The sequence below is a fragment of the Rhodococcus sp. R1101 genome, from assembly GCF_000278445.1.
Classification (GTDB): Bacteria; Actinomycetota; Actinomycetes; order Mycobacteriales; family Mycobacteriaceae; genus Rhodococcus; species Rhodococcus gordoniae.
In genome coordinates this window covers 1-15,333 of sequence record NZ_AJVB01000047.1, presented here as the reverse complement: position 1 = coordinate 15,333, position 15,333 = coordinate 1, and the positions used below count along the sequence as shown (strand labels likewise).

Annotated in this window: 8 protein-coding genes and 1 pseudogene; all 9 read left to right on the top strand. The window is 68.8% G+C overall.

What is annotated here, in order from left to right; translation table 11 throughout:
• Nucleotides 1-2,366, top strand: a pseudogene (locus R1101_RS31370) (aerobic carbon-monoxide dehydrogenase large subunit); the annotation flags it as partial.
• A 46-nt stretch (nt 2,367-2,412) separates the two neighbouring features.
• Nucleotides 2,413-3,324, top strand: coding sequence for an XdhC family protein (locus tag R1101_RS0105975; protein ID WP_026002937.1), 912 nt, complete (start codon nt 2,413-2,415; stop codon nt 3,322-3,324).
• Nucleotides 3,321-4,220: an AAA family ATPase gene (locus R1101_RS0105970; protein ID WP_016932556.1), complete on the top strand. Its 900-nt coding sequence runs from the start codon at nt 3,321-3,323 to the stop codon at nt 4,218-4,220. The genes R1101_RS0105975 and R1101_RS0105970 overlap by 4 nt, the downstream gene beginning before the upstream one ends.
• A complete protein-coding gene (locus tag R1101_RS0105965; RefSeq protein ID WP_016932555.1) occupies nt 4,217-5,467 on the top strand; it encodes a vWA domain-containing protein in 1,251 nt (416 codons plus the stop codon). The genes R1101_RS0105970 and R1101_RS0105965 overlap by 4 nt, the downstream gene beginning before the upstream one ends.
• 2 nt (nt 5,468-5,469) lie before the next feature.
• On the top strand, nt 5,470-7,503 hold the full coding sequence (locus R1101_RS0105960; RefSeq protein WP_026002936.1) for a cytochrome c oxidase assembly protein: 2,034 nt from the start codon (nt 5,470-5,472) through the stop codon (nt 7,501-7,503).
• A 91-nt stretch (nt 7,504-7,594) separates the two neighbouring features.
• On the top strand, nt 7,595-8,725 hold the full coding sequence (locus R1101_RS0105955; protein ID WP_016932553.1) for a lipase family protein: 1,131 nt from the start codon (nt 7,595-7,597) through the stop codon (nt 8,723-8,725).
• 72 nt (nt 8,726-8,797) lie between these two features.
• Entirely contained in the window at nt 8,798-10,471 is a 1,674-nt protein-coding gene (ettA, locus tag R1101_RS0105950) for an energy-dependent translational throttle protein EttA (protein WP_026002935.1), read from the top strand.
• Nucleotides 10,464-10,883 (top strand): acyl-CoA thioesterase, encoded by a 420-nt coding sequence (locus tag R1101_RS0105945; protein WP_016932551.1) that lies wholly within the window; start codon nt 10,464-10,466, stop codon nt 10,881-10,883. Before ettA ends, R1101_RS0105945 begins: the two co-directional genes overlap by 8 nt.
• Nucleotides 10,884-11,012: 129 nt before the next feature.
• Nucleotides 11,013-15,333: NAD-glutamate dehydrogenase (locus R1101_RS25950; RefSeq protein ID WP_016932550.1), on the top strand; the 4,321-nt coding region annotated here is incomplete at its 3' end.

The following is a 15,333-nucleotide window of genomic DNA, read 5'->3' as shown; positions in this document are numbered from 1 at the left end:
GGAGGAGCAGGACAACGATCGCACGCCGTGTGGACACGGCCGCATGCTGCGCAAGGAGGACCCGCGCTTCGTGCGCGGCCGCGGCACCTACGTCGACGACGTCAGGCTGCCGGGAATGCTGCATCTCGCAGTGCTCCGATCGCCGGTCGCGCATGCCCGGATCAACAGCATCGATACGTCCGCCGCCCTCGCACACTCGAAGGTGCGGGCGGTGATCACGGGCGCCGACCTGGCCGAGAAGGGCCTGGCGTGGATGCCGACACTGTCGAACGACGTGCAGGCCGTGCTCGCCACCGACAAGGTGCGCTTCCACGGCCAGGAGGTCGCGTTCGTCGTCGCCGACGACCACTATTCGGCGCGCGACGCCCTCGAACTGATCGACGTCGACTACGAGATGCTCGACCCCGTCGTCGATGTGCGCACGGCCCTGTCGCCCGAGGCACCGGTGATCCGGACCGATCTCGAGGGGAAGACCGACAACCATTGCTTCGACTGGGAAACCGGCGATGCGGCGGCCACCGACGCGGTCTTCGCGAAGGCCGACGTCGTCACCCGGCAGGAGATCGTCTATCCGCGGGTGCACCCGGCGCCCATGGAAACGTGCGGTGCGGTCGCCGATTACGACCGGATCTCCGGAAAGCTGACGCTCTGGTCCACCACACAGGCCCCGCACGCCCATCGCACGCTGTACGCGCTGGTCGCGGGGCTGCCCGAACACAAGATCCGCGTCATCTCGCCCGACATCGGCGGTGGATTCGGCAACAAGGTGCCCATCTACCCCGGTTACGTCGGGGCGATCGTCGCGTCGCTGGTCACCGGACGGCCCGTCAAGTGGATGGAGGACCGCAGCGAGAACCTCATGAGTACCGGCTTCGCGCGCGACTACATCATGGTCGGGGAGATCGCGGCGACGAAGGACGGTCGCATCCTCGCCATCCGGTCCCGTGTCCTCGCCGACCACGGCGCGTTCAACGCCACCGCGGCCCCGGTGAAATATCCGGCCGGCTTCTTCGGGGTGTTCACCGGCAGTTACGACATCGAGGCCGCGTACTCCCACATGACCGCGGTCTACACCAACAAGGCACCCGGCGGCGTCGCCTACGCGTGCTCGTTCCGCATCACCGAAGCCGTGTACTTCGTCGAACGGCTCGTCGATTGTCTGGCCTACGACCTCGACATGGACCCGGCCGAACTACGACTGAAGAACCTTCTGCGCCCCGAACAGTTCCCGTACACGAGCAAGACCGGCTGGAAGTACGACTCCGGCGACCTACGAGACCACCATGCGCAAGGCCATGAACCTCGTCGGATACGAGGATCTGCGGCGCGAACAGGCCGAACGCCGCGCACGGGGCGAACTGATGGGCATCGGCATGTCGTTCTTCACCGAGGCCGTCGGCGCGGGGCCGCGCAAGGACATGGACATCCTCGGTCTCGGCATGGCCGACGGCTGCGAACTGCGCGTCCATCCCACCGGTAAGGCCGTGGTGAGGCTGTCGGTGCAGTCCCAGGGGCAAGGACACGAGACGACCTTCGCGCAGATCGTCGCGGAGGAGATCGGCATCCCGCCCGACGACATCGACGTCGTCCACGGCGACACCGACAACACCCCCTTCGGGCTCGGCACCTACGGAAGCCGCTCGACACCGGTGTCCGGCGCGGCCGCCGCGCTGGTCGCCCGCAAGGTGCGCGACAAGGCGAAGATCATCGCATCGGGCATGCTCGAGGTCTCCGTCGCCGATCTCGAATGGGAGAAGGGCACCTTCCGGGTCAAGGGCGACCCGTCGGCGTCGGTCACGATCCAGGACATCGCGATGCGCGCCCACGGCGCCGGCGATCTGCCCGAAGGTCTCGAAGGCGGTCTCGAGGCGCAGATCTGCTACAACCCCGAGAACCTGACCTATCCCTACGGCGCCTACTTCTGTGTCGTCGACGTCGATCCCGGCACCGCGGAGGTGAAGATCCGCCGGTTCCTGGCCGTGGACGACTGCGGCACCCGCATCAACCCGATGATCATCGAGGGGCAGGTGCACGGTGGCATCGTCGACGGGATCGGCATGGCCCTGATGGAGATGATCGCGTTCGACGAGAACGGAACGTGCCTGGGCGGGTCGTTCATGGACTACCTGATCCCCACCGCCCTCGAGGTGCCCACGCTCGAGACGGCGTTCACCGTCACCCCGTCACCGCATCACCCGATCGGCGCGAAGGGCATCGGCGAATCCGCCACGGTCGGTTCCCCACCCGCGATCGTCAACGCCGTGGTCGATGCGTTGAAACCCCTCGGCGTCCGGCACGCCGACATGCCGTTGACACCGTCGCGGGTATGGGAAGCCATGCAGGGTCGCGCGACCCCACCGATCTGAGCGACGCGACAGAAGGATTCGAGTGGAACGAGCGGAGTACGAGGACATGGACCTTGCGGTGCGGGCAGCACAGTTGCGCAGCGAACGCCGCCCGTTCGTGGAAGCGACCGTCGTACGGGCACAGCCGCCGACGTCCGCGCACTCGGGCGACCGGGCGCTCGTCCACGCCGACGGCACGATCGAGGGGTTCGTGGGCGGACAGTGCACCGAGAACTCGGTGCGCGAAATGTCCCGCACGGTGCTCGAGCGAGGGGAGAGCATGCTCCTACGGGTGCTGCCGGCCGGAGCCGCCGAGTTCCCCGACACCCCGGGGGCGACGATCGCGGTCAACCCGTGCATGTCCGGTGGGGCCACCGAGATATTTCTCGAACCGCGGATGCCTGCCCTCCTGGTGGCCGTCTTCGGGGACTCGCCCGTGGCCGACGCCGTGAGCGACTTCGCGCGGCGCGTCGACTACTCGGTGGAACGGATCCGCGGGACGAGCGTGCCCGCCGAGGCTTCGGTGGTGATCGTCGCGAGTCACGGAGGTGACGAGGGGAGTGTGATCCGCGCGGCACTCGACGCCGGAAGCCGCTATATCGGCCTGGTCGCCAGTCACACCCGTGGCGCCGCGGTGCTCGACGAGGTGGATCCGACCGACGACGAGCGTGCCCACGTGCACACCCCGGTCGGGCTCGATATCGGTGCCCGCACCCCCTCGGAGATCGGACTGTCGATCGTTGCCGACATCGTGCGAGTCGCGCGCAGCGGCGGCCTCACCCGCGCCTCCGAGGAGAGTTGTCGACGCGTCGAGGTGCCGAGGGAGGCGGAGTCGAAGCCGCAGACGGCCGTCGACCCGGTGTGCGGGATGACCGTCACGATCACCGAGTCCACCCCGCACCTCGTCGTTGCGGGCCGGACGATGTGGTTCTGCTGCCCGGGTTGCCGCAGCCGCTTCGAGAAGGACGACGTCGCGTGACCGACCCGTCCTCTCCGGGCATCTTCACCGGCATCGACGACGTGACGGCCAGGTTCGACAGCCACGATCACCTGCTCGATCAGGGCACCGCCGCCGCTATCCACCTCGCCGTCGCATTGGGGCGACCGCTGTTGCTCGAGGGCGAGCCGGGGGTCGGCAAGACCACTGCCGCCAAGGTGCTCGCGCAGATCCTCGGCAGCCCGCTGATCCGGTTGCAGTGCTACGAGGGACTGTCGGTCGCCGAGGCCCTCTACGACTGGAACTACCAACGCCAGTTGCTCGCGATCCGGCTCGCCGAGGCGCGCGGCGACGTTCCCGCCGAAGCCGACCTGTACTCCGAGGAATACCTCCTCGAACGCCCCATCCTGCGCTGCGTCCGCCATCGCGGCGACACACCCGCCGTTCTGCTCGTCGACGAGATCGACCGTGCCGACGACGAATTCGAGGCGTTGTTGCTCGAATTCCTGGGGGAGTTCGCCGTCACCGTTCCCGAACTCGGCACCCTCACCGCGACCCGCCCGCCCGTCGTCGTGCTGACCTCGAATCGGAGCCGCGACCTGCACGACGCACTGCGGCGACGTTGCCTGTACCACTGGATCGACTACCCCGACCGCGCCCGGGCGGTGGCGATCCTGCGTCGCACGGTGCCATCGGCGAACATCGCGCTCGTCGAACGTGCCACGGATTTCGTCGCGGTGGCCCGCCGGCTCGATCTCGACAAGGCACCCGGAATCGCGGAGACCATCGACTGGGTATCGGCCCTCGCCGCGCTCGGTGTCACCGACCTCGTCCGGCCCGAAGCGGCGATGTCGCTCGCGGCACTGGCGAAGACTCCCGACGACGGCGACGCGCTGGGGGAGGCGCTGACCCGCTTCGTCTCCACCGAAGTGTCGTGAGCGCCGGGCTGCTCCCCGGGGTCGATCACGCCGCCTTCACAGTCGCGTTGGTCGACCGGCTCAGGTCCGCCGGGATCGTGGTCCCGGCGGACGGAGCGGCGACCTTCACGCGCGGCTTGCGTGCGTGTCCGCCGACCACCCGGACTCGGTTGTACTGGACTGCGCGGCTCACCCTCGTCGACCGGTACGAGAGCCTGTCCACCTTCGATACGGTCTTCGACCGGGTGTTCGGCGAGGCGCCAGTTCCGCTCGACCCGCACGCCCGTCGCACGGGACCCGAGGACGAAGGCGCGCCGGGGGCGTCGACACCGGACGGACCCCGCCGGCCCAGCGGGGTTCCCCCTTCCGGACACGACGTACCGTGGGTCACCAGGACGATCGTCGAGTCCGCAGAGGGGGAGCGGGCGCCCGGTCGCCCGGGGCGCGAGGTGGCGAGCGCACTGGCCGAGATCGCCGATCAGCGGTTCGACGACCTCGACCCGGCGCAACTCGCACTCCTCGAGGCATGGATCGAAGCGGCCGGAGCGCGCTGGGCGACCCGCCGCACCCGCCGCCGGGTCGAAGGCCGTACCGGACGCGTCGACATCCGCGCGAGCATCGCCGCCTCCCGCGGCACCGGGTTCGAGCCGCTCCGCCTGATCCGCACGCGACCGGGTCGACGCCGGCGGCAGATCGTCGTGTTCTGCGATGTCAGCCGTTCCATGCGTCCCCACATCGGGGTGTATCTACATCTCGTCCGTGCGCTCGCGCACACCGGAACGGCCGAGGTCTTCGTGTTCTCCACCACAGCTGCGCGTCTGACACCCGTGCTCCGGCACCGGTCGGTCGACCAGGCGATCGACGTCGCCAACGAGCGGGTACGGACGCGGTTCGGAGGCACCCGCATAGCCGGTTCCCTCGCCGAGGTGGTCGCCTCGCGTCACGGACACCTGATGCGCGGAGCGATCGTCGTCGTCGCGTCCGACGGTTGGGACAGCGACGATCCCACCGACCTCGCCCACGTCCTGGCCAGGATCCGGCGTCGCGCGCACCGGTTGGTGTGGCTCAACCCCCGGGCGGGGCAGTCCGGCTTCACGCCCTCGACCGGGCCGATGTCCGCCGCGCTTCCGCACTGCGACGCGATGGTGGCGGCCGACACACTCGTGGCCCTGCAGCACGCCGTCGACGTCGTCACGTCCACCGGTACGGGGGACGGGGGACTCCGACGGCGTGTCGTAGGTCATGGCGTGGACGTCCTACCCTGGTAGCCATGGCAACATCCGAGCTCGCGTCTCCCGCGCAGCTTCCGGCGCCCGCCCCCATGAGGGGAAACCCGCCGGCACTGCTGATTCTCTTCGGCCTCCTCGCAGCGATCGTCGCGGCGTTCGCGGTCGGACTGTCCGCTGCCCAGGCTCTGGTGTTGCTCGGTATCCCCGACCCCGGTCCGCTCACGACCTACGGGCTTCCCGCGGTGCGCGCGATCTCCGAGATCGCGACGGTCATCACGATCGGGTCGCTGTTCTTCGCCGCCTTCCTCGTACCCCCGCAGCGGAGCGGGGTACTCGACGTCGGCGGCTATCGCGCCGTGCGGACGGCAGGTGTCGCCGCAACGGTATGGGCGGTCACCGCCGCGCTGATGGTGCCGCTGACCCTGTCCGACACTTCCGGCAGTCCGCTGAGCGAGGCCATCCGTCCGGAAAACCTGTTCTCGGCACTCGGACAGGTGGAGGTCGCGCTGGCCTGGGCCTGGACGACCGTCCTCGCGCTGATCACCGCGCTGCTGGCCCGGCTCGCGGTGCGCTGGTCGTGGACGCCGTATCTGTTGCTGCTGTCGTTCGTCGCCCTCATGCCGATCGCCCTGACCGGGCACTCCTCGTCGGGTGGTTCGCACGACATGGCGACCAACAGCCTCGTGCTGCACCTCGGCGCGGCGTCCGTCTGGGCCGGCGGGTTGTTCGCGCTGCTCGCCCATTCGATGCGGGGCGGGGAGCACACCGATGTCGCCGCCCGGCGGTTCTCCTTCGTCGCCGGACTCGCGTTCGTGGTGATGGCTGTCAGCGGCGTGATCAACGCTGCGGTCCGCATGTCGTTCGACGACCTGACGACCACCACCTACGGCAGGCTGCTGCTCGCGAAGACCGTCGCGCTGGTCCTGCTCGGCATCTTCGGCTGGGCCCAGCGACGCCGGGCGCTGCCGGCCCTCGAGGCCGACCCCACCAGCCGGTCCGCTCTCGTGCGGTTCACCGTCGCCGAGGCGTTCGTCCTCGCCGCCACGATCGGCCTGGCCGTGGGACTCGGTCGCACGCCTCCGCCGCCCCCGCCTTCGGTGCCGACGATCCAGGAGGTCGAGCTCGGATACCAGCTCGACGTACCCCCGTCCTTCGTGAGCCTGTTCTTCGGCCAATGGCGATTCGACCTCATCTTCGGCACTGCCGCACTCGTACTCGCCGCCGCCTACGCCGTCGGTCTGTGGACCCTGCGCAAGCGTGGCGACTCGTGGCCGCTCGGCCGGTCGATCGCCTGGTTCTCGGGCTGCTTCGTGCTGTTCGTCGCCACCAGTTCCGGCGTCGGCATGTACTCCCCGGCGATGTTCAGCGTGCACATGGGCGCGCACATGGCCCTGTCGATGCTCGTTCCCGTACTTCTGGCGCTCGGCGGGGCGATGACCCTCGCCCTGCGTGCGTTCAAGCCGGCCGGACGCAACGCCCCTCCCGGCCCGCGCGAATGGATCCTCGAGTTCCTCCACAGCCCGCTGTCACGCTTCTTCACGCACCCGATCGTCGCGTCCGTGATGTTCGTCGGCGGTTTCTACGGGTTGTATCTCGGAGGGATCTTCACCGCGTTCATCGACAGTCACACCGCCCACGTCCTGATGAACCTGCACTTCCTGCTGAGCGGCTACCTGTTCTACTGGGTGGTGATCGGCGTCGACCCGTCGCCACGCGACCTGCAGCCCGTGACGAAGCTGGCCATGGTCTTCGGCTCGCTCCCGTTCCACGCCTTCTTCGGTGTGACGCTCATGAGCATGGGCGCGGTGATGGCCGAGAGCTACTACCGTGGCCTGGCCCTGCCGTGGAACTACGACCTGTTCTCCGATCAGAAGGTCGGCGGCAGCATCGCGTGGTCGGCCGGCGAGATTCCGCTCGTACTCGTGATGCTCGCGCTGCTCGTCCAGTGGTCGCGCACCGACCGGCGCACGGCCCGGCGCGTCGACCGGGCTGCGGAGCGCGACGACGACGCCGACCTCGCGGCACACAACGCGATGTTCGCCGAGCTGGCGCGCCGCGACCGCGAAGGCCGCTAGCCGCGCCGATCCGACGCGCACATCCTGTCGCGCCGCGGCGAATCGGACGAATGCGGACACCGCGGCCGGACGGCCCGTATCGTCACTCGACGTGACCCGTACCACGCGCGTCCCCGCCCTGCTGCTCGCCGGTGCTCTGGCACTGCTGACGACCGTCGTGTCACCTCCCGCGGTGGGCGCGAACCCGGCGCCGGGAAAGGCTCTCGAGGTCGCCCCGCTCGAGCCGGAATCGTCCCTGCCCGGGGCGTCCTCGGCTCGCGTCCTCGCCTACACCACGCAGTGGCGCGACGGCACCCCGACCACGGCGACCGGGGCACTGTTCGTCCCTGCCGGCACGCCGCCCGAGGGCGGGTGGCCCGTCGTCGCATGGGCCCACGGCACGGTCGGTCTCGACGATTCGTGCGCGCCGTCGCGGTTGCCGCGTACCCCGCGCGACACCACCTATCTCGATCACTGGCTCGGGCAGGGCTACGCCGTGGTGGCAGCCGACTATCCGGGCCTGGGCTCGGACGGACTGCACCGCTATCTGGACGGGCAGAGTGCCGCGAACAGCGTGATCGACATCGTGCGGGCGGGGCGCGCCGTCGAGCCGGCGCTGTCCGATCGTTGGGTCGTGATCGGGCAGTCGCAGGGTGGGCACGCGGGGCTGCACACCGCGCACACGGCGACCACCCGCGCACCCGAACTGGACTTCCGAGGGACGCTCACGACGGGCGCGCCGTCCAACCTCGAGTACCTGTTCCCGCTCGGATTCCCGGGCTTCCCCGATCTCGGTCTCGACGGGCTCACGGCGTTCGCCGCCTACATCTTCGCGGGCCTGCGCGACGCCGATCCTGCCCTGGACGTCGACGGATACCTCACTCCTCTCGGTCGCGAAGTGGTCGACGCCGCCGAGCGACTCTGTTACGACGAGCTGATGGACCGCTACGGCGAGGTCGGCATCGGTGAGGTCCTCGCCCGTCCGCTGAGCGACGACCGATTCCGCGCCGCCTTCACCGACTATGTCGCGGTGCCGACCCGTGGTTACGACCGGCCACTGTTCCTCGCCCAGGGTCTGCGCGATACGACGGTGCCCGCGCCGCTCGCGTTCGAACTGATCGGGGACCTGTGGGCCGGAGGCGCGAACGCGCAGTTCCGGACGTATCCGACAGGGCATTCCGAGACGATGTTCGCGTCGCTGCCCGACACCACCGGGTTCGTCGCCGACCTGCTGCGGCGCTGACGCCGGCGCGGCCCGGGCATCCCGTGGTCGCACGATGTGGGTAATCGACCGTCGCCCGATACGCTGGTGGTCATGGCGGAGTTCATTTACACGATGAAGAAGGTGCGCAAGGCGCACGGTGACAAGGTCATCCTCGATGACGTCACCATGAGCTTCTACCACGGCGCGAAGATCGGCGTCGTCGGACCCAACGGCGCGGGCAAGTCGTCGATTCTCAAGATCATGGCCGGGCTCGATCAGCCCAGCAACGGTGAGTCCTTCCTCGATCCGGAGGCCACCGTCGGCATCCTCCTGCAGGAGCCGCCCCTCAACGAGGAGAAGACGGTCAAGGAGAACGTCGAGGAGGGTCTCGGCGAGATCAAGGTCAAGCTCGATCGTTTCAACGAGATCGCCGAGCTCATGGCCACCGATTACTCCGACGAGCTGATGGAGGAGATGGGCAAGCTCCAGGAGGAGCTCGATCATGCCAACGCATGGGATCTCGACTCGCAGCTCGAGCAGGCCATGGATGCGCTGCGCTGCCCTCCGCCGGACGAGCCCGTCACCCATCTCTCCGGTGGTGAGCGTCGCCGTGTCGCGCTGTGCAAGCTGCTGCTGAGCAAGCCCGACCTGCTGCTCCTCGACGAGCCCACCAACCACCTCGACGCCGAGTCGGTGCTGTGGCTCGAGCAGTTCCTCGCGTCCTACCCGGGTGCCGTGCTGGCCGTCACCCACGACCGGTACTTCCTCGATCACGTCGCGCAGTGGATCTGCGAGGTCGACCGCGGCAAGCTGCATCCCTACGAGGGCAACTACTCCACCTACCTGGAGAAGAAGGCCGAGCGCCTCGAGGTGCAGGGCAAGAAGGATCAGAAGCTGCAGAAGCGGCTCCGCGAAGAGCTCGAGTGGGTCCGCTCCGGTGCCAAGGCCCGGCAGACGAAGAACAAGGCGCGTCTGGCCCGCTACGAGGAGATGGCCGCGGAGGCCGAGAAGCACCGCAAGCTCGACTTCGAGGAGATCCAGATCCCGACGCCGCCGCGTCTGGGCAACGTCGTCGTCGAGGTCGAGCACCTCGACAAGGGCTTCGACGGCCGCGTCCTGATCAAGGACCTGTCGTTCACGCTGCCGCGCAACGGCATCGTCGGTGTCATCGGCCCCAACGGTGTCGGTAAGACCACGCTGTTCAAGACGATCGTCGGGCTCGAGGAGCCGGACAGCGGCACCGTCAAGGTGGGCGACACGGTCAAGCTCAGCTACGTCGACCAGAACCGCGCGAACATCGATCCGAAGAAGACGGTCTTCGAGGTGGTCTCCGACGGTCTCGACTTCATCGAGGTCGGGCAGAACGAGATGCCCTCGCGCGCCTATGTGAGCGCGTTCGGTTTCAAGGGTCCCGACCAGCAGAAGCCGGCCGGTGTGCTCTCCGGTGGTGAGCGCAACCGCCTCAACCTGGCGCTCACGCTCAAGGAGGGCGGCAACCTGATCCTCCTCGACGAGCCGACCAACGACCTCGACGTCGAGACCCTGTCGTCGCTCGAGAACGCGCTGCAGCAGTTCCCGGGCTGCGCCGTCGTGATCTCCCACGACCGCTGGTTCCTCGACCGCACCTGTACCCACATCCTGGCGTGGGAGGGCAACGTCGCCGAGGGCCAGTGGTTCTGGTTCGAGGGCAACTTCGAGGCCTACGAGGCGAACAAGGTCGAGCGCCTCGGTGCGGACGCCGCACGTCCGCACCGTGTCACGCACCGGAAGCTCACGCGTGACTGAGTCGAACGGTCACCGGCCCTACCGGTGCCCGATCGAGGTGCGCTGGGGCGACTCCGACCGGCTGGGGCACGTCAACAACGCCAAGGTCGTCGAGTACCTGCAGGAGGGACGCATCAAGTTCTTCCTGAGCGAGCTGCCGTCGCGCGACGCGGTTGTCGTCCGGAAGATGGACGTCGAGTTCCTGCGGCCGCTCAAGGACTCGTCGGCGCCGATCGAGGTCGAGACAGCGGTGCTGCGTCTCGGCACCAGTTCGTTCACGGTGCGCCAGACGATCCTCGACAGGGAGGGCGTGGTGTGCGCCGTCGCCGACACCGTGCTCGTCGGTTTCGATCCCGCGACCGACACGTCCCGGCCGCTGAGCGACGAGGTCCGGGCGGTGCTCGACCGGCACCGTATCGCCACTACCGTCTGACCCAGCGGTCCTTCCGCTGCTGTCCGACCCGCCGGTTCCGGCACCCCGACTGCGCGCCGCGGATAGGCTCGATCACGAGTCCGTCCGCGGCGCGCGGTGTATCCGCCCGACAGAGCAGGAGGGGTGTCGATGGCCGATCCGGCTGTGGCGCAGAAAAGTTCAACGGGTGGCGACATCTCTCCCGAAGTCGTCCTCGAGCGGATCTACGAGCGCTCCGGAGAGTTCGCGACCGACCCCGGCGCAGCCGCGCTCGCGCACCTACACCTCGGTCGTCACCGCGAGGAGGACACTGCGGTCGTCGGCGTGCGCCGCACCGACACCCTCGGTGTCGCCGTGCAGATCGTCACCGACGACATGCCGCTGCTCGTCGAGTCGGTGCTGGCGCTGCTCTCGCGGCTCGGTGTCTCGGTGGGGGCCGTCATCCACCCCGTCCTGGCGGCGCGACGAAACGCGGAGGGTGACCTCGAGCGCCTGGCCGACGAAGGGGGCGGTGCCTCCGGCGGAACCCCCGAATCGTGGATGCACATCCAGCTGCGCGGCCCCGTCGACGACGAGGCGGTCGACGAGATCGAGCACGGACTGCGGCGTGTGCTGTCCGACGTACGCCAGGTGGCCTCGGACTCGGACGCGATGCACGCCCTGCAGCGCGACATCGCGGACGCGTTCGACGCCCTGGCCGCCCATCCGCCCACGCAGTACACGGCCGACGAACTCGCCGAGACCGCCGCACTGCTGCGATGGTTGAGCGGCGGAAATTTCATCCTCCTCGGCTACCGGCGCTACGACTTCATCCCCGACGGCGGCGGGGGGAACGTCCGCGCCACCCCCGTGTCCGGCAGCGGTAGGGGAGTGCTGCGCACCGATGCGGCGGTGGGGGACCCGCTCGACCTGCCCGGTGAGGTCGGCACGGGCCGGCGCCCGCTGCTCGTCCTCACCCAGGGAGCCCTTCCCGCCACCGTGCACCGCTCCGTCTATCCGTACTTCGTCGGCGTCGCCCGGCTCGACGCCGACGGCGCGCTGGTCGGGGAGGATCGTTTCCTCGGCGTCCTCACGGTGACGGCCCTGCACGAGAACATCCTCGACATCCCCGTCGTGTCACGCCGGGTGCGTGAGGTCGTCGCGCGGGCGCGGGTCGATCTGTCGTCCTACAGCGGTCAGGCGATGCTCGAGATCATGCAGACCGTGCCGCGCGCGGAACTGTTCTCCATGGATACCGACACCCTCTACGAGACCGTCAGCGCTGTGGTCGACATCCGCCGGCAGGTGCGGTTGTTCGTCCGCGTCGACACTTACGGACGGTACATCTCGTGCCTGGTCTATCTGCCGCGCGACCGCTACACGACGAAGGTGCGCGTCGCGATCCAGGACATCCTGCTGCGCGAGTTCGGTGGTGGCGTGCTCGACTACACCGCCCGTGTCTCCGAACGTGACCTGGCGTTGCTGCACGTGACGATCCGGTTCTCCGGGCGCGCGCGACGCCAGGTGGACACTTCGGAGGACAACCGTCTGCGTATCCAGGCGATGCTCGCGGAGGTGACCCGCAACTGGGCCGACCGTCTCGGGGAAGCAGCCGCCGTCACGGGTGATCTCGATCCGCTGCTGGTGCAGCGGTATGCCGAGGTCGTGCCCGAGGCGTACAAGGAGGACTTCGACTCCGAACGCGCTCTGTTCGATCTGATGCGTCTCGAGGCGCTCGACTCCGGTGATCTCGACACGCATCTGTACCGGCCCGGATCCGGCGATCCGCTGTCGTTGCGCTTCACCCTGTATGTGGCGGATGAGACCGTCACCCTCGGCCGGATCCTGCCGGTGTTGCAGAGCCTCGGCGTCGAGGTCGTCGACGAGCGGCCGTACCGTTTGCCACGCTCGGACGGGATCGACTGCTGGATCTACGATTTCGGACTCTGCCTGCCCGAGGACATCGAGCCCGAGGTCGTCGAGGCCGACCCGACTCTGGCGGGGCGCCTGACCGAGACCTTCACCGTGGCATGGCGGGGTGCGGTCGAGACCGACCGTTTCAACCAGCTCGTGCTGCGCGCCGGGCTCACCTGGAAACAGGTCGTGCTGCTGCGGGCGTACGCGAAATACCTGCGCCAGACCGAATTCCCGTACAGCCAGTACAACATCGAAGGCGTCCTGCTCGGTGCCCCCCACACCGCGAGCCTGCTCGCCGGATTGTTCGGGGCCCGCTTCGATCCGGACAGCGCATCGGCCGAACGCGAACGTGAGATCGTCGACGAACTCACCGCGACGATCGCCGAGGTCACCGCGCTGGCCACCGACCGGATCCTGCGGGGATTGTTCTCCCTGATCCGTGCCACGCGCCGCACCAACTTCTACGTGGCCGGCGGAATCGGGAACGAACACCCGGACGGCCGCGCGTTGTCGCTCAAGTTCGATCCGCAGCGCATCGCCGAACTACCCCAACCACGACCGGCTTTCGAGGTGTTCGTCTACGCTCCGGACGTCGAGGGTGTCCATATGCGGTTCGGTCCCGTCGCCCGTGGTGGTCTGCGCTGGTCCGACCGCCGGGAGGACTTCCGCACCGAGGTGCTCGGTCTGGTCAAGGCGCAGGCCGTGAAGAACGCGGTGATCGTGCCGGTGGGAGCGAAGGGCGGGTTCGTCGTCAAGCACGCTCCGCGTCCGACCGGCGACGCCGAGGCCGACCGTCGCGCGGTCCGGGAGCGCGGCGAACGGTGCTATCGGTGCTTCATCGCCGGTCTGCTCGACATCACCGACAACCTCGACGCGGCCCGCAACGAAGCGGTGCCGCCGCCGCGGGTCGTGCGCCACGACGAGGACGACCCGTATCTCGTGGTGGCCGCGGACAAGGGCACGGCATCGTTCTCCGACATCGCCAATTCCGTTGCGGCGGAATACGGTTACTGGCTCGGCGACGCCTTCGCCTCCGGTGGTTCCGCCGGTTACGACCACAAGGAGATGGGCATCACCGCACGCGGTGCGTGGGAGAGCGTCCGGCGCCACTTCCGCGAACTCGGATCCGACCCGCAGACCGACGATGTCACCGTGGTCGGCATCGGTGACATGAGCGGCGACGTCTTCGGTAACGGCATGCTGCTCAGCCGGCACATCAGGCTCGTCGCGGCGTTCGACCACCGTCACATCTTCCTCGACCCCGATCCCGACCCGCAGCGGTCGTTCGACGAGCGTCGCCGGCTGTTCGCACTGCCCCGGTCGTCGTGGAGGGACTACTCGGAAGAGCTCATCTCGGCAGGAGGCGGGGTGTGGGAGCGGGCGGCCAAGTCCGTGCCCGTCGGCCCCGAGGCGCGCGCGGTACTCGACCTTCCCGACGACATGACCGAACTCCCACCGCCCGAACTGATCCGCGCGATCCTGCGCGCGCCGGTCGACCTCCTGTGGAACGGCGGCGTCGGCACCTATGTGAAGGCGTCGACGGAAACCCACGCGGAGGTGGGAGACAAGAGCAACGACGGCGTGCGTGTCGACGGCCGCGACCTGCGCGCCCGGGCCGTGGGCGAAGGGGGCAATCTCGGTGTCACACAACGCGGCCGAATCGAGTTCGCCCGCACCGGCGGCAAGATCAACACCGATGCGATCGACAACTCGGCCGGTGTCGACAGCTCCGACCACGAGGTCAACATCAAGATCCTGCTCGACGGCATGGTCACCACCGGTGAGCTCGCGGCGGAGGACCGTAATCCGCTGCTCGCGTCGATGACCGACGACGTCGCCGATCTCGTTCTCGCCGACAACATCTCGCAGAACGCCGTGCTCGGACTGGAGCGGGCCGCCGCACCGTCCCTGCTGGGGGTGCATCGCCGGTTGCTCGCGGCCCTCGAACTGGATCGGGGACTCGACCGCGACCTCGAGGCGCTGCCCGACGAGGCCGAGTTCGACCGCCGCGCAGCCGCAGGGGAGGGATTGACCTCGCCGGAGCTGTCGCAGCTCCTCGCTCATGTCAAACTCGCCCTGGTCGACGACCTGCTCGCCACGGATCTGCCCGACAGCGAGACCTTCGCGGCGATCCTGCACGACTACTTCCCGCAGGCTCTGCGTGAGCGGTTCCGCACCGGGATCAGGGCGCATCCGCTGCGTCGGCAGATCGTCGCGACGCTGCTGGCGAACACCACCGTCGACAACGGTGGCCCCACCTACGTCTACCGACTCGCCGAGGAGGCCGGGGCGACGGCGACCGACGCCATCCGCGCTTACGCCGCCGTCACCACCGTCTTCGGGTTGCCGGGGCTGTGGGACGAGATCCGCGCCGCCGGGCTGCCCGTCGACATCGAGGACGATCTGCTGCTCGAATCCCGCCGCGTGCTCGACCGCGCGTCGCGTCGCCTGCTCGCCACACGGCCGCAACCCCTCGCCGTCGGTGCCGAGATCAGCCGGTATCGCGACGCCTTCGCCCGCCTCGCTCCGCGCGTCGGGAAGTGGATGCGCGGGCACCACGCCGAGGACTTCGAGC

Bases quoted from the DNA above. Each gene is read 5' to 3' on its own strand.
- R1101_RS0105975 (WP_026002937.1), top strand. From the start codon at position 2,413: ATGGACCTTGCGGTGCGGGCAGCACAGTTGCGCAGCGAACGCCGCCCG.
- R1101_RS0105960 (WP_026002936.1), top strand. From the start codon at position 5,470: ATGGCAACATCCGAGCTCGCGTCTCCCGCGCAGCTTCCGGCGCCCGCC.
- ettA (WP_026002935.1), top strand. From the start codon at position 8,798: ATGGCGGAGTTCATTTACACGATGAAGAAGGTGCGCAAGGCGCACGGT.